Origin of the sequence: Paenirhizobium naphthalenivorans (assembly GCF_007992095.1) — a bacterium.
In the GTDB taxonomy this organism is placed as follows: Bacteria; Pseudomonadota; Alphaproteobacteria; order Rhizobiales; family Rhizobiaceae; genus Allorhizobium; species Allorhizobium naphthalenivorans.
Genome location: NZ_BJZP01000005.1, coordinates 78,070 through 94,926, shown reverse-complemented (window position 1 = coordinate 94,926; position 16,857 = coordinate 78,070). Strand labels below are relative to the sequence as shown.

Here is a 16,857-nt window from a genome sequence, read left to right as displayed (position 1 = left end):
ATATATCATAACTATCTTGAGGTCAGACGGACGCCAAAGGCGCGCCCTATCACTGTTGAGGCATGCGCGTGAACCAAACGGAAGCCAAAACCCTCCAGACCTTAGGCGGCGACACCCAAGTCCCGCTGTACTCGGTTCACTACCAATATAATTCGACGAACAAATTCGCCGAAGTGCGGGAAACATCGCTTCGAACGCTCTTCGAGAAGTACGGCGACATCCTATGGCTGAACGGCAGCCACAAATACAACGTCACCAACTTCATCGGGGAGTTGCACGACCTCTTGGATTCCCCAGGATTCTCCACGTTTTCCCAGGAGATGCTGGACGAACTGATTGGCAAATTGCGCAAACGCGGTAACAGCAACGCCACCATCAATCGAAAGATGGCGGCCTTAAGCAAACTGCTGCGAAAGGCGTATAAGATGGGAGATGTTTACAGCTTACCCGAATACAAGCGACAAAAGGAAAAGGCGGGCCGCATCCTCTTCCTCGACAAGGACGAGGAGCATGCTCTTTTCTCCCAATTGAGAGCACATTCGGATCTCTATTACCGCTTTTGTATCTTTCTGATCGACACAGGAGCCCGCCTCAGTGAAGGCCTCGATGTGCGGTGGGGTGATCTCACCGATCAGCGCGCAACCTTCTGGGTGACAAAATCGGGCAGGAGCCGCTCTGTGCCCCTGACCCAACGCGTGGTCTCGGCCATCGCCGCCTCGGACCGGCGCAAGCCCGGACCGTTTTCGGATATAGACCAACAGCGTTTCCGGAACGCCTGGCATCAGGCCAAGGACGTTGTCGGCCTTGGCCATGACAAGGATGTGGTCCCGCATATCCTTCGCCATACCTGCGCTTCTCGCCTAGTTCAGGGCGGGATAGACATTCGCCGCGTACAGATGTGGCTGGGTCACCAGACCCTCTCGATGACCATGCGCTATGCCCATCTGGCATCACATGATCTGGAAATGTGCGTACCCGTTCTGGAACGTGCCGCGAGCGCCTAACGGCTCCCTCGCCCGCCGCATCGGACAGATAATGAAGACCGGCGCGCGGCCGATGACGGCGCGCCGGGAAATAACGGGCTGCCTTCGTCGGCGCAAATCTCGGCGCAAGCCACCTCCCCCACAAGGCACGTCTCATCGAACAACGCCGAATACGGGCGGTGCGCCAACCTGTCCCAGCATCAGCCCAGCAAGGACTTCAGCTCTACCGCCGGATCCGCAACCACCGCCTTCGGCGCATTGCGTCCGAGTTCCAGCAGTTTCTTGCCGGTGACATAGGCCTTGGCGTCGTTGATCGCGTCAACGGCGATGAACTCACCCTTGGCATAGTACCAGATCGACAGGCTACCCTCACGCGGTCCGGGGCGCACCACCGTCTCGTCGTAGCCAAGATTGAAACCGGCGATCTGCAGCTTCACATCATACTGGTCCGACCAGAACCAGGGCTTTGGTCGATAGGGTTGGTCCGCGCCAGTCATCACGGCGGCGGCTGATTCGGCTTGGTCGACGGCGTTCTGCACCGACTCGAGACGGATCTTCTCGCCCTTCCAGTCAAAGACGGCGCAGTCGCCCATGGCGTAGATGGCCGGATCGGAGGTGCGAGTGAAGGCGTCGACCAGAATGCCGTTCATCGTCTCGATCCCGGCACGCGCAGCGAGCCCATCATTCGGATTGACGCCGATCCCAGCGATGACGATGTCGGCATCGACGCGCGTGCCGTCGGACAGTTGCGCGGCGACGACACGGCCGTTGTCGCCAATCAGCCGCTCGAGCCCGGTCTTTTCCCGGATGGTCACGCCGTGGCTCGCATGGATGGCGCGCATCGCGTCGGCCGTTTCCTTCGCCGCCACACGCGCGAGAATACGCTCGGCCACTTCGATCAGCGTCACCTCTAGCCCGAGATGGTTGGCGACTGCGGCGGCCTCGAGACCGATATAACCGCCGCCGACGATCAACAACCGGCGTCCCGGTTTCATCTCAACCGCCAGCCGGTCGGCATCGTCCTTGTCGCGCACGGTGTAGACGCCCTCGAGGTTGCCGCCGATCGCATCCGGCAGGCCTCGTGGTGTCGCACCGGTGGCGATCGCCAATGTCTCATAGGCAAGGCTTGAGCCGTCGAACAACCGCACAGTCTTCGCTGCGCGGTCGATAACCTCGACCGGGCTCGACAGGCAGATCTCGACATCGTTCTCGCCGTACCAGTTCTCCGGTCGGAAAAGCAGACGGTCGAAAGCCATCTCGCCGAGCAGATATTTTTTCGACAGCGGTGGCCGTTGGTACGGCAGGTTGTCCTCGGCGCCGAGAATGGTGATGGGCCTTGCATCCTTCAGGCCGCGCAGTTTTGCCGCCAGTGCGAAGGCTGCCTGCCCTGCCCCGATAATGACCAGTCTGCCTGTCACGTGAAGCTCCCGATAGCGGTTCTGGAAGATCGCGCCGATCGCCATATGGGCTCGCGCGAGAAGAAGGCCAAGGGGTAACGCGCCGCAATTCGCCCGTCAAGGACGGCGACGGCAAACCTCGGCGCGGCAAGGGCCCGGCCTGCGCGATCCATGCGCAGGCCGGGTGTCCGGTCAAAGGTCGAGCACGAGATGCGACCGACCATCGGAGGTGTGACGGGGCGAGATGCCTTTGCCGTCGATCGTCGCCGTGACGCGCTGGCGAAAGGCCGAGAAGCTGTCGAAGGTGACAACATCGACCGGCTCATCGAAATGCAGCGTAATCGTGTAATAGCTGCTCTGCGAAAGCCGTGACAAAGCCAGCACGCGGCCGCGAAAGCGCTGACCGAGATACTCGCCGGACACCACGGCGCCAACGGCAACGGGGTCGACTTCGGCATTATCACGGCGGGCGGCGAGCGCCGACAGCGTGTTCCAGTCCCGCACGCCGTGGCTTTTGGCCACGAGTTCGAGCGCGGTGCCATGGGTGACGGCCGTGCCGCCGCTGGCCATGGCCTCACGCAACCGCCGGGCCTGGGATTTCAGTTCATCTATCGTCAGTGTGGCCATGGACATGGCAAACCTCTTCTCTCATCGCATGCGAGAAAAATGAAGGGGCCCGCATTGCCCTCACCGCGCATGCGCAGGACAAGGGTTCATTCCATGCTCAACGAGGACTTCACCAAGGGCATATTGCCTGCGGGCGGCCGGTGCCTCGAACCGTGAGCACATATGGAAAGTCGCAAGGCCCCTGTCAAGCCGGCGAAGTGAGGTTGGACAAGAGGACACGGCCACGGCTCCAGCCGCTGCGACCGAAGGGCGCACACTTATAAACTCTTAGCGATGCCGTTCAGAAAGTGTGAGTGAAGTTGCGCTAAATTGGGACCCTAAAAAACAATCTTGGGGAGAGGGTCATGTCGCTGCAGGTCATACCGGACGCCAAACAAAGCATTCCGCAGGATCAGGTCTACGAGAAGTTCACAATCGATCGCCCCGGAAAGATCATTTTCGTCGGCCATCGCCTGAGCACGAAGAGCAACCTGCGCTGCCTGATCCATTCGATTTCGCTCCACGGCGCGGAACTCGAGGTCAGCCCGCATGTGCCGGTTCCGAGCAACTTCTTTCTGGAAATCCTCGGCATTCACGACGAGATCGGCTGCACCCTGATCCGTCGTGAGGAGGAAAAGGTCACCATCGGCTTCAACATGCTGATCGATGCCGAGTTCCTGCACCACGTCGTGCGGCTCTCCTTCGAACTCTGAATCCTGAGAGTGAACGCAAGAGGCCTCCGGCGATCCGCCGGAGGCCTCTTGCATATCTGCTGATCGTCGCGGTCTATTTGAGAGCGGCCAAGTGCTGCTCGATCTCCGGAACGGTCAGTTTCACCAAGTCCTTGTCGACCTCGGCGCGAATGACGCCAGCCGGAAGCGAGGCAAACTGAGCCCGGAGGATTCCCAGGGCCTTGGGCGGGGCAACCAGAATCATCGCCTTGATCTCGTCCGCGTCCACCAGCGCTTCGATCTTCTTGGCCACATCCTTGAGGAAATCCTCCTCGGCCTGCTCATGCCAGTCGGTATCGCCCATGGCGCTACGGCTGGCGCCCTGCGACTGGTACACGCGTCCGGGCCGGTCCGAGCCAAGATCACGGGTCGCCTCGTCGGGCTGGGATTGATGGTCGACGACCGTCAGGTTGACGAGATCGGCGTCACCGTCATTGCGCAAGAACAGTGCCTTGGCGCCGTCGCATACGATCACCCAAGATTTGCGGCCAATATCGAAACGGCTCATGTCGTTCTCCCTTAATCGATGAGGCACATAGGCCTCGGATTCACACTAGGCCGGTCGAAGGCCTGGTTCAAGACAACCGCTCGCCACAAGGGCGCCGGCATGGAGGCCTGGATTACGACTGCCACGTCATCGCTATCGGTCCGCGCGATGCCAGCAACTCGCCCCTGCAAAATGATGCGTTTCAACAAGGCGTCCAGGCATGGCCAACCCTGCGGAAAAGCCGGAATATCTCACTTTCCTCCAGCCAACTGGGTCGACGCTAGGCCAAGAAGGCGCGCGTGGCCTTGATCCCGATCAAGTCGAGCGACGGCCGGTCGGTTGGCAATCGCCAAATGTCCAGCCTCGACCACCACGCCGTTTCTTCCAAACCGATGGACATCTCGGCGATGCACCCGCAGCTTTGCACCGCGTCCGAACACTGGAAACACCAAAATCCGCCGCGCTCAAGGCGATGATAGTTGCGTCGCGGAACCAAATTTCGAATTCCCTAAAAATCTAATGTCTCGATTGACCACAGCACAACACTTTTCGCGCAGCCTCTCGTTCAAGCAACCGCAGCCAGCGGAAACAAGGGGGAACGCCATGCAGGGTGCCACACATCTCGCGGCAGTGAAGTCGGAAATGTACCAACGCCACTGGGAGCGGTTCTATGTCCGCCGTCCCGCGCGTGTCATGTCGGTCAGCCCCGGCCTCAGTGGCATCACAATGCGCAGTTGTCAGGTCGTTGACATATCGCAGGGCGGGGCCGCGCTGGAACTCACCACCGCCATCGGCCTCTCCTCCCACTATTATCTGCAGGTTCTGGGCCTCGCCGACAGGATCGGTTGCGCCGAAGCCTATCGCAACGGTAACCGCGTCGGTGTAAAATTCATCTGTCCCATCCCTGAGCATGTGCTGCATGCCATCGTCCGAGCCGACTTCATGATGGGCGACAAGGTCAACAAGCCAGCCGGCACCCAGCGTTGATGCGGCAGTCCCTCGGAAAAACTGTTCACGCTTAGCCGTTTTCACGTAAATCCCGACCTTGCGCCGGCCGCAATCGCGCCTATTGTGTGCCGAATTTCAATCGCTTCAGGATTTACAAGAACAGCATGTCCGGTTTTTCGCGCTTCACCCCCTTGATTGGCGCCCTTCCCGCAACAGTACCCTTTGTCGGCCCCGAAGCCATCGAGCGCCAACGCGGGTTGCCCGTCAAGGCCCGTATCGGCGCCAATGAGAGCGACTTCGGCCCCGCTCCCTCGGTGCTAGCCGCAATCCGCGAGAAAGCCGGCGAAATCTGGAAATACAACGATCCGGAAAACTTCGCGCTGAAGGCTGCACTCGCCGCCCATCTCGGACTTGCGCCAGCCAATCTGGTCGTCGGCGAAGGCGTTGACGACTTGCTGGGGCTGATCGTCCGGCTGGTCATCGAGCCCGGCATGCCGGTCGTCACCTCGCTCGGCGGCTATCCCACCTTCAATTTCCATGTCACCGGCTTTGGCGGGCGTCTCGTCTCGGTTCCTTACGTCAACGACCGTGAAGATCTGGGCGGCCTGCTTGCCGCCGTGAAGAGGGAGAACGCTCCGCTCGTCTACTTCGCCAATCCGGACAATCCCATGGGGAGCTGGTGGGATGCCGAAAGCATCGTCGCCTTTGCCAGAGCCCTGCCCGAAACCACGCTGCTCGTTCTCGATGAGGCCTACAACGAGACAGGGCCTGATGGCTCCGCACCGGCGGCCGATGCCTTGATCGACCTGCCGAACGTCATTCGCACACGCACCTTCTCCAAGGCCTATGGCCTGGCCGGCGCACGCGTCGGCTATGCGTTCGGCACGCCCGAAACGGTCGTCGCCTTCGACAAGATCCGCAACCATTTCGGCATGCCGCGCCTGTCGACCGAGGCGGCACTCGCGGCACTTGCCGATCAGGCCTACCTGAAGGATGTCGTGTCGCGCATCAGATCCGCGCGTGATCGGATTGCCGCGATTGCCACAGCGAACGGCCTGTCGCCACTCGCCTCGGCGACCAATTTCGTCGCGATCGACTGCGGCCGAGATGGCGCTTACGCGCGCTCCATCGTTGACGGACTGATGCAGTATGGCGTCTTCATCCGCATGCCGGGTGTCGCCCCGCTCAATCGCTGCATCCGTGTTTCCACCGGCCTGCCGGCTGACATGGACCTGTTCGAGGAAGCACTTCCGAAGGTGCTGAAGTCGCTCTGACCGGGCAATAGCCCAATAAAAAGAACCGCGCCGGCCTTGTTCCTGCCGGTCGCGGTTCTCATGTGTTGGCTCAGGCCCCGTCCAAAGGTCCCCCGCCACGCTCCCCTCTCCAAGGGTTCTTTTTATCTCGCGCCCCGGTTCATTGCCGGGAACTCGTCAGGATGATCAGTGCATCGTCATCCATTCGCGGGCCGAGCGCAGGGCCTCCGCAAGCTCGGTCTTGCTCATCGTCTGGGTCAGATCGGCGCGCAGTTCAGCTGCACGCTCGCAGCCCTTGATGGCGGCGATATTCAGCCACTTGTGCGCCGAAACGAGGTTGATCGGGCAACCGCGGCCGGTCGCATACATCAGCCCCATGTCGCAGAAGACATCAGCGCGGGTTTCGCCACCCATGGTGGCCATTTCGGAATTGTGCATTTCAAAGCGTGCCATTGGTTTTGTCCCTGTCTAGCCTAACGGTTAAAACTGTCCCTGTTTTGGCCCTCTCAGGCCTTCCTTCCGAACCCTGGCCGACTGTCGCGGCTTCTGTTTGGTCCTTCCGGAGCGGCGGGTTTTCCCTGCTCGTTTGATGCCCCAACTATGCCAAAAGCCTTTCAACGGGCGCTTAAAATGCATGATTAATTTGCTGAAAACAAAGTACAAACTCTTCGTAAACTTGGCTTTTCGTTAAGCATCGCCCTGCCTGAAACTTAAGGGATTTGGCTCGAAATTTACGAAAGTTTCAGACTTGGATTTAAACCGAACGATAACCAAGAAAAGCACTTGGCCTTCGCGGTATCGGTGCGAAAGCCGGCGCGCAGAGGTTTTCGCGGTCGTGCAAAAGCCCACAGCCACCTATTTACCTTTACGTTTGCGTAAGATATTTTTCACTCGCTGATCCATGCGTGACCTTAAAATCTGGCGCGCATACCGGCTTTAGAGGACCGGTCCATCAGCATTCGGGCTCGTTTCGGGAGGAGAGTTACACAATGCGCATGATCATCGTCGCTGCGGCTGCGGCCCTGGCGTTTTCGGCGGCAACCGTTCAGGCTGCCGAACCGATCGAAGGAAACTGGAAGACGGCAAGCGGCTCGACCGCGCAGATCGCGCCTTGCGGCGGCAGCTTCTGCGTGACGTTGAAGACCGGCAAGCATGCCGGCAAGCAGATCGGCAAGATGGCCGGAACCGGTGGCAGCTATAAGGGTACGATCACCGATCCGGACGCCGACAAGACCTACTCGGGTTCGGGTACGGTTTCAGGCAACTCGCTCAAGATGAAGGGCTGCGTGCTGGCGGTGCTGTGCAAGAGCCAGACCTGGTCGCGTCTCTGAGGCCGCTCATCCAGCGCAAATAGAAAATAGCGGAAGGCCCGGCGAACATTTCGCCGGGCCTTCCTGCTTCAGTGGCTTTCGTTCAGCGCGCCGTCTGGCCGAACAGGACTTTCTTGGCGTCGTCGTCCTGGGCAATGTTGCTGCGCTTCTCCTGACCGACGGCAATACCACGTTGAACGGCGGGACGCGCCATGACCCGTTCAAACCAAGCCTTCAGGTTGGGGAAATCATCAAGATCCTGCCCCTGGTTCTTGTGCGGCACGACCCAGCCGACCGAGGCGATGTCGGCGATCGAATAGTCGCCGGCAAGATAGTCCCGATCAGCCAACCGCTTGTTCATCACACCGTAGAGGCGGTTCACCTCGTTGGTGTAGCGGTTGATGCCATATTCGATCTTTTCCGGCGCATACTGGCGGAAATGGTGAGCCTGGCCCGCCATCGGGCCAAGACCGCCCATCTGCCAGAACAACCACTGATCGACCTCGACGCGGCCGCGCTCGTCGCTCGGATAGAACTTGCCGTACTTGCGGCCGAGATATTGCAGGATAGCGCCGGATTCGAAGACCGAGATCGGCTCGCCACCGGGGCCGTCCGGATCGATGATCGCCGGCATGCGGTTGTTCGGGGAGATTTTGAGGAAATCCGGAGCAAACTGCTCACCCTTGCCGATATTGACGTATTTCACCTCGTAGGGAACGCCAAGCTCCTCAAGCATGATGGAGATCTTCCAGCCGTTCGGTGTCGGCCAGTAATAGAGTTCGATCGGCTTGGTCATGGGCTTCTCCTGTTCTCGCAAAGAGTGCTGCTGATGCAGGGAGACTTAGGCACGGGCGGCCGATGTTCAAGTGAATTCCCCTTAACCCTTCTGAATGCCAGATGAACCGCAACCTCAGGACGCGTTCAGGGCCGATCCGTCATAACGCCATCATCGAAACGACGAACCCGGAGAAACGACGATGGTGGCCAAGGTAGCAAGACGATTGACGATCTTCACCCTTTCCATGGCGGTCTTTGCCATCCTCGTCGCGGGCCTGGTCACCGCCGGAAACGGAGCGGCCGGGCGTCCTGTGCCTGTTTCCGTCGCGTGCCTGACCTCGAGCGCCCCCTTCTGCAACTCCACCTTTTGAACATTTGCCCGGAGACAGAACCATGCACGCAGCCGCCTTCATCCCCCTTGCCGCCATCTGCCTTCGCTACACGCTGCTCTTCAGCCTCTTCATCAGCCCGCTGGTTGCCGTCGGCATTGCCCGGTCGGAGGAAATCAAGCTGACCAGGAACGGCGCCGGTCTCGTCCTGTTCGTCAGCCTGCAGCGCCAGTCGATGAGTTAAGTCTGCTGCCCGCGACCTTCTTGTACCGGCGGCATATGTCCGACCGAAATTCTCTGTGGATCAGGGCCGTACAGCGTCGTTTGCTTGTCAAGAAGTCTTCACTATAATGACTCATGAGCAAGCGAATCCACTTCCACTCCCCGATCAATTTCATCAGCCCCGACCCGTTCGAGCCGCAGGTCTTCACGGACGCCAAGGCCGCCGTCGATGCGTTGACCGCACTTTACGAGCGCAATACGCGCTTCCTGATCGACGGTTTCTCCGCCCTGGCCAAGGGTGCGACGATCTCCGGCCGCTACCGTGCTTTCTATCCGCAGGTCACCATGGAGACGACGAGCTTCGGCCACGTCGACACAAGGCTCTCCTATGGCCACGTGACGGCGCCGGGCCGTTACACGACCACCGTGACACGGCCGAATCTGTTCCGCCACTATCTTGAGGAACAGCTGGCCTTGCTGATCCGCAACCATCAGGTCCCGGTGGTGGTGTCGGAATCCGACACGCCGATCCCGCTGCATTTCGCCTTCGGCGAAGGGGCACATGTTGAGGCCGCGGCGAGCGGGCTGATGGATATTCCGCTGCGCGACCTGTTCGACACACCCGACCTCACCGTCACCGACGACGAGATCGCCAACGGCGAATACGATCCGCGACCCGGCGAACCGCAACCGCTGGCGCCGTTCACCGCGCAGCGTATCGACTATTCTCTGGCGCGCCTGTCGCACTATACGGCGACCAGCGCGGCGCATTTCCAGAACTTCGTGCTTTTCACCAACTACCAGTTCTACGTCGACGAGTTCTGCGCCTATGCCCGGCGGCTGATGGCGGAGGGCGGCGGCGAATATACGGCCTTCATCGAACCCGGCAATGTCGTGACCCTTCCCGGCCACAGCGAACCGAGCGAGGGCACGGCCGTCGCGCGCCTGCCGCAAATGCCCGCCTATCATCTCAAGGCCAAGGGCCACGCCGGCATTACGATGATCAATATCGGCGTCGGACCATCAAACGCCAAGACGATCACCGACCATGTCGCAGTGCTGCGCCCCCATGCCTGGCTGATGCTCGGCCATTGCGCCGGCTTGCGCAATTCCCAACGTCTCGGCGACTATGTGCTGGCCCATGCCTATGTCCGCGAGGATCACGTCCTTGATGACGACCTGCCTGTCTGGGTGCCGATCCCGGCGCTTGCCGAGGTCCAGCTGGCGCTGGAGGATGCCGTTGAGGAGATCACCGGCTATGAGGGCTTCGAACTGAAGCGCATCATGCGCACCGGCACGGTCGCCACCATCGACAACCGCAACTGGGAGCTTCGCGATCAGCGCGGCCCGGTGAAGCGGCTGTCGCAGTCGCGCGCCATCGCGCTCGACATGGAATCGGCGACGATCGCCGCCAACGGTTTCCGCTTCCGCGTCCCCTATGGCACGCTGCTGTGCGTCTCCGACAAGCCACTGCACGGCGAACTGAAGCTGCCGGGCATGGCGACCGCCTTCTACAAGACGCAAGTCAGCCAGCATTTGCAGATCGGCATCCGGGCGCTGCAAAAACTCGGCTCCATGCCGAAAGAAAAGCTGCATTCGCGCAAGCTCAGGAGCTTCTTCGAGACGGCCTTCCAATAAGGCTTGGCCGTTCTGGAGATGGGTTGAGGTCGGGGCTGGCCGCTCAGCGGCCGGCCGCAAGCTTGCGCAACGTGTCGAGCAAGATCGATACTCCCGTTCCGATCAGCGCGGACAGGATGATGATGAGATGCAGATTGACCGCAGCCCGGCCCAGCAGATCTATACCCTCCTTGGCGGACGACGCACCGAGCGCAAGCGCGCCAGCTGCGATAGCGGCGGGATAAGTGCCGACACCACCCGGCGCATGAAACGGCAGAACCGAAGAAAGCTCGCCACCGAGCGCGCCGCCGAAGGTTGCCGCTAGGGGCGAAACGCCCATCAGGCCAAGCACCCAGGCGAAAACGACAACCTTGACACCCCAATTGACTGCGGTGGCGAACCAGGCCCGAACCAGGCTGGCCGCATTTACCGGCAAGCCTTCGTTGATGCCGTCGAGGATGCGGCCGAGCTTGCCCTTCAGTTTCGGTCGCACTCGCGCCAGGACCGGGCCCTTCAACAGATAAGCGGGAACCGGCGCGATCAGGAAGGCAATCCAGAGCGCTGCCGGAAGACGTTTGTCAGCGGCTTCAAGAACCAGACCAAGTCCACCGGCTGCCAGCAAAGCATGCAGATCGAGTACGCGCATAACCAGCAGAGCCGAGGTGCCGCGCAGCAGCGGCACTGAAAACTCGGAACGCATCAGCAACGGAAAGCTCGTCTCGCCGCTGCGGAACGGCAGCATGATATTGAGGAGATTGTGTACCTGGGCGAGATGGAAGAGCTCGACGAAGCGGCCGGAGGTTTCGCGCGGAAAATAGTCGTGAAGGCGCCAGGCGCGGGCGACATAAGTGAACAACAGCAGCAGAAAAGCCAGCGTGATATGGCCGAAACCGACCGACGACCAGCGCTCGACGATGGACGCCCAGCCCCAGACTTCCTCGACGAAGAAGGCATAGCCACCCACGGAAACGAGTGAGATCAGCAGGGCACGGTGCCGGCGAAGCCACGATTGTTTGCCGATATCCCCCTTGGGCGTCATGGGCAAGAGTTCCGAATTGCGCGAAGATGCCGGTTCCTATAACACCCACCGGAACAAAACCAGCAGTTTCCGGAGTTTCCTGTGCCGACAGTCGCCGTTCAAACGGGCCCATCCAGCAGCGCCACCGAGCAGCCGGATATCGAGCTCTCAGTTATCGTTCCGGTTATGAACGAAGAGGACAATGTCGCCCCGATGATCGACCGGATCGTCGGCGCACTTGCTGATTTCGGCAAGCCTTGGGAGCTGATCCTGATCGACGATGGTTCGACGGATGAGACACTGGTCCGCGCCAAGTCCTATATCGGCCGCCCAGGTCTCGACCTGCGCGTCATCGAATTCCAGCGCAATTTCGGCCAAGCCGCCGGTTTGCAAGCCGGATTTGACGCGGCCCGCGGACGGTTGATTGCCTCCCTGGACGGCGACCTGCAAAACGATCCTTACGACATTCCGATGATGATTGCCGAACTGGAGAACCGCGACCTCGACCTCTTGTGCGGCTGGCGCAAGTCCCGTCAGGATGCGCTCGTGCTGCGCAAGATTCCGTCGTGGCTGGCCAACCGGCTGATTGGGGCGGTAACCGGCGTGAAGATCCACGACTATGGCTGCGGTCTCAAGCTCTATCGGGCCTCGATCATCAAGCAGGTCCGCATCATGGGTGGCATGCATCGCTTCATCCCGGCATGGGTCGCAAGCGTCACGCCCAGCCGTCGTATCGGCGAGGTGGTCGTCAATCACCATGCCCGCCAGTTCGGCCAGTCGAAGTACGGCATTTCTCGCACCGCACGGGTCGTGCTCGACCTGTGCGCGGTTCTGTTTTTCATGCGCTTTCGCCAGAGACCTGGCCATTTCTTCGGCATGATCGGCTTCTTCATGGGTGTGATCAGCGGCCTGATTCTGCTCTATCTCGGCTTTGTGAAGTTCGCGCTTGGACAGGATATCGGCACACGTCCCCTGCTTCTGATCGGCGTGATGCTGTTCCTGGCATCGATCCAGATGGTCACCACCGGCATAGTGGCCGAAATGATGACCCGCTCATACGACGAGCCGAAAGGCTACATCGTCCGCAAGACCTACGAGCAGAAGGCAGGCTGAGGTGATCACCATCCTTCGACAGAAACCGGCCGCGGTTTTTGTCCTGCTGGCCGTCTACTTCCTGGTTCAGCTTGTCATCCGGCTGATCCTGCCACACTCGCTTGAACTCGACGAAGGCCAGCAACTGTTCTTCGCACAGTGGTTCGCATGGGGCTATGATTCACAGCCGCCACTCTACAACTGGGTGCAATACGGCGTCAGCCGGCTGCTCGGCCCCGATCTGCTGTCGCTCGCGTTGCTGAAGAATCTGGCGCTCTTTGCATCCTATCTATGCTTCGGCCTCGCCGCGCAGACAGTCCTGCGCTCACGGGACCTCGCCGTCGTCGCAACGCTCTCGCTGCTGACCATCCCGCAAATCGGTTTCGAGGCGCAACGGGATCTCACGCATACTGTCGCGGTGATCTTTGCCGCCTGTCTGTTTCTCTATGCGTTTCTCTCGACCCTGAAAACGCCGAGCTTTCAGGGCTATGTCCTGACCGGGCTTGCGATCGGCCTCGGCGTTCTCTCGAAGTACAACTTCGTCCTCTTGCCAGCTGCAGCGGTGATTGCCATCGCGCTCGATCGGCAGTTTCGTTCCCGCCTGCTCGACTGGCGCATTCTTCTCACGGGCGCGGTCGCGCTGATCGTTGCCCTGCCCCATGGCCTCTGGTTCCTGGAACATATCGATCTTGCGACCGAACAAACGATCGGCAAGCTGACCAGTGAAGCGACCCACAGCCCCGTCGAGCAAATCGTGTCGGGCCTGTCGTCCCTGTTTGTGTCGTTTGTCGGCTTTGCCGGCCTGACGATTGCGATCTTCGGCATTGTGTATTGGCGGGAGTTCCGTGTGGCATGGCACGCGCAAAACCAATGGACGCGCCTGATCGGCCGGATCATGGCGATTGCGGCGATCCTGCTCATTGTGCTGGTCGTATTCGGCGGCGCGAACCATATCAAGGATCGTTGGCTCACACCTATCTACCTGATCCTGCCGCTCTATCTGGCCACCAAGCTTGAGGCCGGGACAGGCGCGGACGCGCCATATCTTCGCCGGTTCTGGCCCGTTGCCGCATTTGCGCTGGTCGCGCTGCCGATCGTCATGCTGGTGCGTATTCCGATCCACGGGATGACCGGACGATACGAAAAGCTGAACGTCGACTACCCAAGCGCCATCAGCCAAATCCTCGCAAGTTCTCCGACCAAACCCTCGATCGTCCTCACCATCGACTCCCAGCTTGCCGGCAACATACGGTTAAGCGCGCCGGCGTTGCTGGTGACAATCGATGGCTATGAGGTGCTCGACAAGGGCTTAACCGCGGACGACGGCCAGCCGGTTCTTGCCATCTGGCGCGATCGAGGCCGTCCCTCACCGGAGCTGCCCGACGGCATGGCCAGATGGCTCGACGCCCATGGCCTGGCCGCTCCGGCCCAGGCTCATGACATGGCTGTGCCCTATATCTATGGACGTCAAGGCGATCTCTATCACTTCGCCTATGCTTTTCTCTATCCGCAGGCGAAGTGAAGGGGCAAGCAATTCCAGCAAAAGTGTGTAGCGGTTTTGCGTAAAAAATTGCGTAAAAACAAACAGATAGAGCACCGCAGGCGACTCGGTTTTCGCCGGTGATGCTCTAGCCTCCCCTCCATTCAGCCCTGAAGGATCACCGGTTCGCAGCGAACCGGAAAAGTCACCGAATTGGCGATGAAGCATTTTTCGTGCGCATCGCCATGCAGTCTCACCGCCCGTTCGACGTCACCCGTGGCAATGGTCACGCGCGGCCTCAGCACGACGTCGGTGAAACGCCCTCCACCGGTTTCGTCCGTCACCATCACCCCCTCGGCATGGTCCTCATAGGCCGTCACCACGACACCGTTGACCGCGCAGAAATGCAGATACCAGAGCTTGTGGCAGGCTGAGATCGAAGCGACCAGCAAGTCCTCCGGGTTCCAGCGCTCGGAATCACCACGAAAGGCTGGATCGGCAGAGCCGGGAATGTCGGGCTTTCCGTCGCAGCCGATCACATGGTCCCGGCTATAGTCGCGGTAGCCGGACGTGCCGGTGCCGCGGTTGCCGGTCCAGGTGACCGTGACCCGATATTCGTGGTGATGCCCTGCCATGCTTCCTTCTCCTGTTGTGTGAGTCTGTTGCCGGACGATAGGCCAATGCCCCGGCCTCTCCAAGCCGGACCTCTCGCTGCCAGCAGCACAGACACAGGAAAGAAATTCCAAGCCTGCCCTTGCAATGACCGATCTACGATATATCTTAGATACAGTGCAAGATATTGAACAAAGGAAAACAGATGAGACACATGAATTTTGAAGGCAGGGGCTGCGGCGAAGGCCGCAAGGCATGGCATGCCATGCGAGAAGGCGGGCTCGGCGGACGCTTCGACGGACCGCATCGGGGGCACGGTCGCGGGCCCGGACGCCGACGCATGTTCGAAGGCGGCGAACTTCGCCTCGTCCTCCTCAAGCTGATCGAGGAACAGCCCCGCCACGGCTATGACCTGATCCGCGAAATCGAGAACCGCTCCGGCGGCGCCTATGCGCCGAGCCCAGGCGTCGTCTATCCGACCATGACCCTGCTGCTCGACATGGGGCTTGCCGAGGAACAGGCCAGCGAAGGCCCACGCAAGCTGCTGGCGATCACGCAGAGCGGCCGCGAGCACCTCGCCGATCGGGCCGACGAAGTCGCGACCGCCATGGCACGGCTTGCCGCACTCGCCAAGGTCAGCTCGAGCACGGATGCGGCCCCTGTCCGCCGCGCCATGCAGAATCTCAAGGCCGCGTTGCAGGACCGCCTGTCGCAGGATGGCGTCACCCGCGAGGTCCAACTCGAAGTCGCCCGCCTCATCGACGAGGCCGCCGGCAAGATCGAGAGGCTCTGATCATGGCAAAGGCAACCGCGGTCGTACCGACCAAGAACGGCTGGAAATACCTGCAGCAACTGTGCAAGCACTGGAGCCACAAGCTCGAGGTCGAACTCGGTGAAAAAGACGGCACGGTCCGCTTTCCCGAAGCGGTGGCGACCATGAGCGCCGATGATGCGGCGCTCACCGTCGAGATCGAGGCTGCGTCAGATGACGTGCTCGAGCGGATGAAAGGCGTGGTCTCAAACCACCTCGACCGCTTCGCCTTCCGTGAGGCGCCGCTGCCGTTCGCCTGGACGGCGGCTTGAGCGATCGAGAAGCAGGCCGCATCGCGCCTGCGACACCGATCTCCGGCGCGTCGGATAAGCGCTTGAAATACCGTCGTGCTCGGCGTGTATTGCATCTCCTGGTTCGAAGGAGGAAACAAGCATGCCCAGCACACTCACTATCCCCGATCTCGCCGGTAAGGCCGTTCTGATCACCGGCGCGTCAAGCGGTATCGGGGCCGCACTTGCCCGCGCCTTCGCAGCGCAGGACGCGTCTGTCGGCCTTCACTACCATTCGGGCGTCGAAGCGGCACAGGCGATTGCCGGCGAAATCGAGGAGGCCGGCGGCAGGGTTGCTCTCGTCCAGGCGAACGCGGCGAAATCCGAAGAGATGGCCGCCGCCGTCGACAGCGTCGCGCAAACCTTCGGGCGACTGGATGGTCTCATCAACAACGCCGGCAGCATGATCGCCCGCGTCTTGTACGAGGAAATGACCGACGCCCATTACGACAGGGTGATGGACGTCAACGCCCGCTCGGTCGTCGCGGCAAGCCGGGCCGCCGTTACCCACCTCAAGAGGGATGGCGGATTCATCATCAACACGACATCGGTCGCAGCGCGCTCCGGCGGCACCGCCGGATCGGGTATCTACGGCTCGTCCAAGGCTTTTGTCGCGGCAGTCACCAAGGGCATGGCGCTCGAATTCGGTAAATATAACATTCGCGTCAACGCGGTTGCCCCCGGACTGATTACCACGCCCTTCCAGGACCGCTTTGCTCTGGCAGGTCAGCTCGAGCAGGTTGCGGCAAGTGTGCCGCTACGTCGTACGGGGACGCCCGAGGATTGCGTCGGCGCCTATCTCTTCCTCGCCTCTGCCATGCTGTCAGGTTACATCACCGGCCAGACCGTGGACGTCAACGGCGGACAGTTGATGCCATAAGGCGCCCTCGACGA

The 16,857-nt window shown here is 60.7% G+C and carries 21 protein-coding genes; 14 read left to right on the top strand and 7 right to left on the bottom strand.

From position 1 onward, the window contains the following. Window positions 1-68 precede the first annotated feature (68 nt). A complete protein-coding gene (locus RNA01_RS06970) occupies window positions 69-1,004 on the top strand; it encodes a tyrosine-type recombinase/integrase (RefSeq protein ID WP_284727886.1) in 936 nt (311 codons plus the stop codon). A gap of 179 nt (window positions 1,005-1,183) precedes the next feature. On the opposite strand, the gene RNA01_RS06965 is transcribed toward RNA01_RS06970, so the two are convergent. Together RNA01_RS06965 and RNA01_RS06960 are read right to left on the bottom strand one after the other, a co-directional pair. Next, the gene (locus RNA01_RS06965) at window positions 1,184-2,401 is read right to left on the bottom strand and encodes an NAD(P)/FAD-dependent oxidoreductase (RefSeq protein ID WP_147179246.1); all 1,218 of its coding nucleotides are present in this window, start codon (window positions 2,399-2,401) and stop codon (window positions 1,184-1,186) included. Window positions 2,402-2,572: 171 nt separating this feature from the next. Next, complete coding sequence (locus tag RNA01_RS06960; RefSeq protein ID WP_147179245.1) at window positions 2,573-3,013, bottom strand: glyoxalase superfamily protein; 441 nt, start codon at window positions 3,011-3,013, stop codon at window positions 2,573-2,575. A 338-nt stretch (window positions 3,014-3,351) separates the two neighbouring features. Between RNA01_RS06960 and RNA01_RS06955 the strand changes: the two genes are divergently transcribed. After that, window positions 3,352-3,699, top strand: coding sequence for a hypothetical protein (locus RNA01_RS06955; protein ID WP_147179244.1), 348 nt, complete (start codon window positions 3,352-3,354; stop codon window positions 3,697-3,699). Window positions 3,700-3,772: 73 nt separating this feature from the next. Here the strand turns inward: RNA01_RS06955 and RNA01_RS06950 are convergent, their stop codons facing one another. Continuing rightward, entirely contained in the window at window positions 3,773-4,225 is a 453-nt protein-coding gene (locus RNA01_RS06950) for a host attachment protein (RefSeq protein WP_147179243.1), read from the bottom strand. A 199-nt stretch (window positions 4,226-4,424) separates the two neighbouring features. On the opposite strand from RNA01_RS06950, the gene RNA01_RS06945 reads away from it, so the two are divergent. From RNA01_RS06945 to RNA01_RS06935, 3 genes are all read left to right on the top strand, one after another. Beyond that, entirely contained in the window at window positions 4,425-4,724 is a 300-nt protein-coding gene (locus tag RNA01_RS06945; RefSeq protein WP_147179242.1) for a hypothetical protein, read from the top strand. A gap of 83 nt (window positions 4,725-4,807) precedes the next feature. After that, the gene (locus RNA01_RS06940; protein ID WP_147179241.1) at window positions 4,808-5,191 is read left to right on the top strand and encodes a PilZ domain-containing protein; all 384 of its coding nucleotides are present in this window, start codon (window positions 4,808-4,810) and stop codon (window positions 5,189-5,191) included. A gap of 125 nt (window positions 5,192-5,316) precedes the next feature. Next, window positions 5,317-6,426 carry a pyridoxal phosphate-dependent aminotransferase gene (locus tag RNA01_RS06935; RefSeq protein WP_147179240.1) on the top strand — a complete coding sequence of 370 codons (1,110 nt, stop codon included), beginning with the start codon at window positions 5,317-5,319 and terminating at the stop codon, window positions 6,424-6,426. 165 nt (window positions 6,427-6,591) lie between these two features. Here the strand turns inward: RNA01_RS06935 and RNA01_RS06930 are convergent, their stop codons facing one another. After that, complete coding sequence (locus tag RNA01_RS06930; protein ID WP_147179239.1) at window positions 6,592-6,858, bottom strand: SEL1-like repeat protein; 267 nt, start codon at window positions 6,856-6,858, stop codon at window positions 6,592-6,594. A gap of 536 nt (window positions 6,859-7,394) precedes the next feature. Between RNA01_RS06930 and RNA01_RS06925 the strand changes: the two genes are divergently transcribed. Then, entirely contained in the window at window positions 7,395-7,736 is a 342-nt protein-coding gene (locus RNA01_RS06925; protein WP_147179238.1) for a DUF2147 domain-containing protein, read from the top strand. A gap of 82 nt (window positions 7,737-7,818) precedes the next feature. On the opposite strand, the gene RNA01_RS06920 is transcribed toward RNA01_RS06925, so the two are convergent. After that, window positions 7,819-8,511 (bottom strand): glutathione S-transferase family protein, encoded by a 693-nt coding sequence (locus RNA01_RS06920; protein ID WP_147179237.1) that lies wholly within the window; start codon window positions 8,509-8,511, stop codon window positions 7,819-7,821. A gap of 181 nt (window positions 8,512-8,692) precedes the next feature. Here RNA01_RS06920 and RNA01_RS23650 point away from each other — a divergent pair, with 181 nt between their 5' ends. The 3 genes from RNA01_RS23650 to RNA01_RS06910 all read left to right on the top strand — a co-directional run bounded on the left by RNA01_RS23650 (window position 8,693) and on the right by RNA01_RS06910 (window position 10,681). Next, a complete protein-coding gene (locus RNA01_RS23650; RefSeq protein WP_170253384.1) occupies window positions 8,693-8,863 on the top strand; it encodes a hypothetical protein in 171 nt (56 codons plus the stop codon). Between the two features lie 22 nt (window positions 8,864-8,885). Beyond that, window positions 8,886-9,065: a hypothetical protein gene (locus RNA01_RS06915; RefSeq protein WP_147179236.1), complete on the top strand. Its 180-nt coding sequence runs from the start codon at window positions 8,886-8,888 to the stop codon at window positions 9,063-9,065. 113 nt (window positions 9,066-9,178) lie between these two features. Next, the gene (locus RNA01_RS06910; RefSeq protein WP_147179235.1) at window positions 9,179-10,681 is read left to right on the top strand and encodes an AMP nucleosidase; all 1,503 of its coding nucleotides are present in this window, start codon (window positions 9,179-9,181) and stop codon (window positions 10,679-10,681) included. A 43-nt stretch (window positions 10,682-10,724) separates the two neighbouring features. Here the strand turns inward: RNA01_RS06910 and RNA01_RS06905 are convergent, their stop codons facing one another. Continuing rightward, window positions 10,725-11,699: a lysylphosphatidylglycerol synthase domain-containing protein gene (locus RNA01_RS06905; RefSeq protein ID WP_147179234.1), complete on the bottom strand. Its 975-nt coding sequence runs from the start codon at window positions 11,697-11,699 to the stop codon at window positions 10,725-10,727. Window positions 11,700-11,780: 81 nt separating this feature from the next. Between RNA01_RS06905 and RNA01_RS06900 the strand changes: the two genes are divergently transcribed. Both RNA01_RS06900 and RNA01_RS06895 read left to right on the top strand, forming a co-directional pair. Continuing rightward, the gene (locus tag RNA01_RS06900) at window positions 11,781-12,791 is read left to right on the top strand and encodes a glycosyltransferase family 2 protein (protein ID WP_268906688.1); all 1,011 of its coding nucleotides are present in this window, start codon (window positions 11,781-11,783) and stop codon (window positions 12,789-12,791) included. 1 nt (window position 12,792) lies between these two features. After that, window positions 12,793-14,292: a glycosyltransferase family 39 protein gene (locus tag RNA01_RS06895; protein ID WP_147179233.1), complete on the top strand. Its 1,500-nt coding sequence runs from the start codon at window positions 12,793-12,795 to the stop codon at window positions 14,290-14,292. Between the two features lie 122 nt (window positions 14,293-14,414). Here RNA01_RS06895 and RNA01_RS06890 read toward each other — a convergent pair whose 3' ends face one another. Continuing rightward, window positions 14,415-14,885, bottom strand: a complete 471-nt coding sequence (locus RNA01_RS06890; RefSeq protein WP_147179232.1) for an OsmC family protein — start codon at window positions 14,883-14,885, stop codon at window positions 14,415-14,417. A gap of 182 nt (window positions 14,886-15,067) precedes the next feature. Here RNA01_RS06890 and RNA01_RS06885 point away from each other — a divergent pair, with 182 nt between their 5' ends. The 3 genes from RNA01_RS06885 (at window position 15,068) to RNA01_RS06875 (ending at window position 16,843) form a co-directional block, all read left to right on the top strand. Further along, window positions 15,068-15,655 (top strand): PadR family transcriptional regulator, encoded by a 588-nt coding sequence (locus RNA01_RS06885; protein ID WP_147179231.1) that lies wholly within the window; start codon window positions 15,068-15,070, stop codon window positions 15,653-15,655. Between the two features lie 2 nt (window positions 15,656-15,657). Continuing rightward, the gene (locus RNA01_RS06880; RefSeq protein ID WP_147179230.1) at window positions 15,658-15,945 is read left to right on the top strand and encodes a DUF2218 domain-containing protein; all 288 of its coding nucleotides are present in this window, start codon (window positions 15,658-15,660) and stop codon (window positions 15,943-15,945) included. A gap of 121 nt (window positions 15,946-16,066) precedes the next feature. Beyond that, window positions 16,067-16,843 carry an SDR family NAD(P)-dependent oxidoreductase gene (locus tag RNA01_RS06875; protein ID WP_147179229.1) on the top strand — a complete coding sequence of 259 codons (777 nt, stop codon included), beginning with the start codon at window positions 16,067-16,069 and terminating at the stop codon, window positions 16,841-16,843. Window positions 16,844-16,857: the final 14 nt, after the last annotated feature.

Bases quoted from the DNA above. Each gene is read 5' to 3' on its own strand.
- RNA01_RS06950 (WP_147179243.1), bottom strand. From the start codon at position 4,225: ATGAGCCGTTTCGATATTGGCCGCAAATCTTGGGTGATCGTATGCGAC.
- RNA01_RS06955 (WP_147179244.1), top strand. From the start codon at position 3,352: ATGTCGCTGCAGGTCATACCGGACGCCAAACAAAGCATTCCGCAGGAT.
- RNA01_RS06925 (WP_147179238.1), top strand. From the start codon at position 7,395: ATGCGCATGATCATCGTCGCTGCGGCTGCGGCCCTGGCGTTTTCGGCG.
- RNA01_RS06920 (WP_147179237.1), bottom strand. From the start codon at position 8,511: ATGACCAAGCCGATCGAACTCTATTACTGGCCGACACCGAACGGCTGG.
- RNA01_RS23650 (WP_170253384.1), top strand. From the start codon at position 8,693: ATGGTGGCCAAGGTAGCAAGACGATTGACGATCTTCACCCTTTCCATG.
- RNA01_RS06905 (WP_147179234.1), bottom strand. From the start codon at position 11,699: ATGACGCCCAAGGGGGATATCGGCAAACAATCGTGGCTTCGCCGGCAC.
- RNA01_RS06935 (WP_147179240.1), top strand. From the start codon at position 5,317: ATGTCCGGTTTTTCGCGCTTCACCCCCTTGATTGGCGCCCTTCCCGCA.
- RNA01_RS06940 (WP_147179241.1), top strand. From the start codon at position 4,808: ATGCAGGGTGCCACACATCTCGCGGCAGTGAAGTCGGAAATGTACCAA.
- RNA01_RS06890 (WP_147179232.1), bottom strand. From the start codon at position 14,885: ATGGCAGGGCATCACCACGAATATCGGGTCACGGTCACCTGGACCGGC.
- RNA01_RS06885 (WP_147179231.1), top strand. From the start codon at position 15,068: ATGAGACACATGAATTTTGAAGGCAGGGGCTGCGGCGAAGGCCGCAAG.
- RNA01_RS06930 (WP_147179239.1), bottom strand. From the start codon at position 6,858: ATGGCACGCTTTGAAATGCACAATTCCGAAATGGCCACCATGGGTGGC.
- RNA01_RS06880 (WP_147179230.1), top strand. From the start codon at position 15,658: ATGGCAAAGGCAACCGCGGTCGTACCGACCAAGAACGGCTGGAAATAC.
- RNA01_RS06960 (WP_147179245.1), bottom strand. From the start codon at position 3,013: ATGTCCATGGCCACACTGACGATAGATGAACTGAAATCCCAGGCCCGG.
- RNA01_RS06910 (WP_147179235.1), top strand. From the start codon at position 9,179: ATGAGCAAGCGAATCCACTTCCACTCCCCGATCAATTTCATCAGCCCC.
- RNA01_RS06875 (WP_147179229.1), top strand. From the start codon at position 16,067: ATGCCCAGCACACTCACTATCCCCGATCTCGCCGGTAAGGCCGTTCTG.
- RNA01_RS06915 (WP_147179236.1), top strand. From the start codon at position 8,886: ATGCACGCAGCCGCCTTCATCCCCCTTGCCGCCATCTGCCTTCGCTAC.
- RNA01_RS06945 (WP_147179242.1), top strand. From the start codon at position 4,425: ATGGCCAACCCTGCGGAAAAGCCGGAATATCTCACTTTCCTCCAGCCA.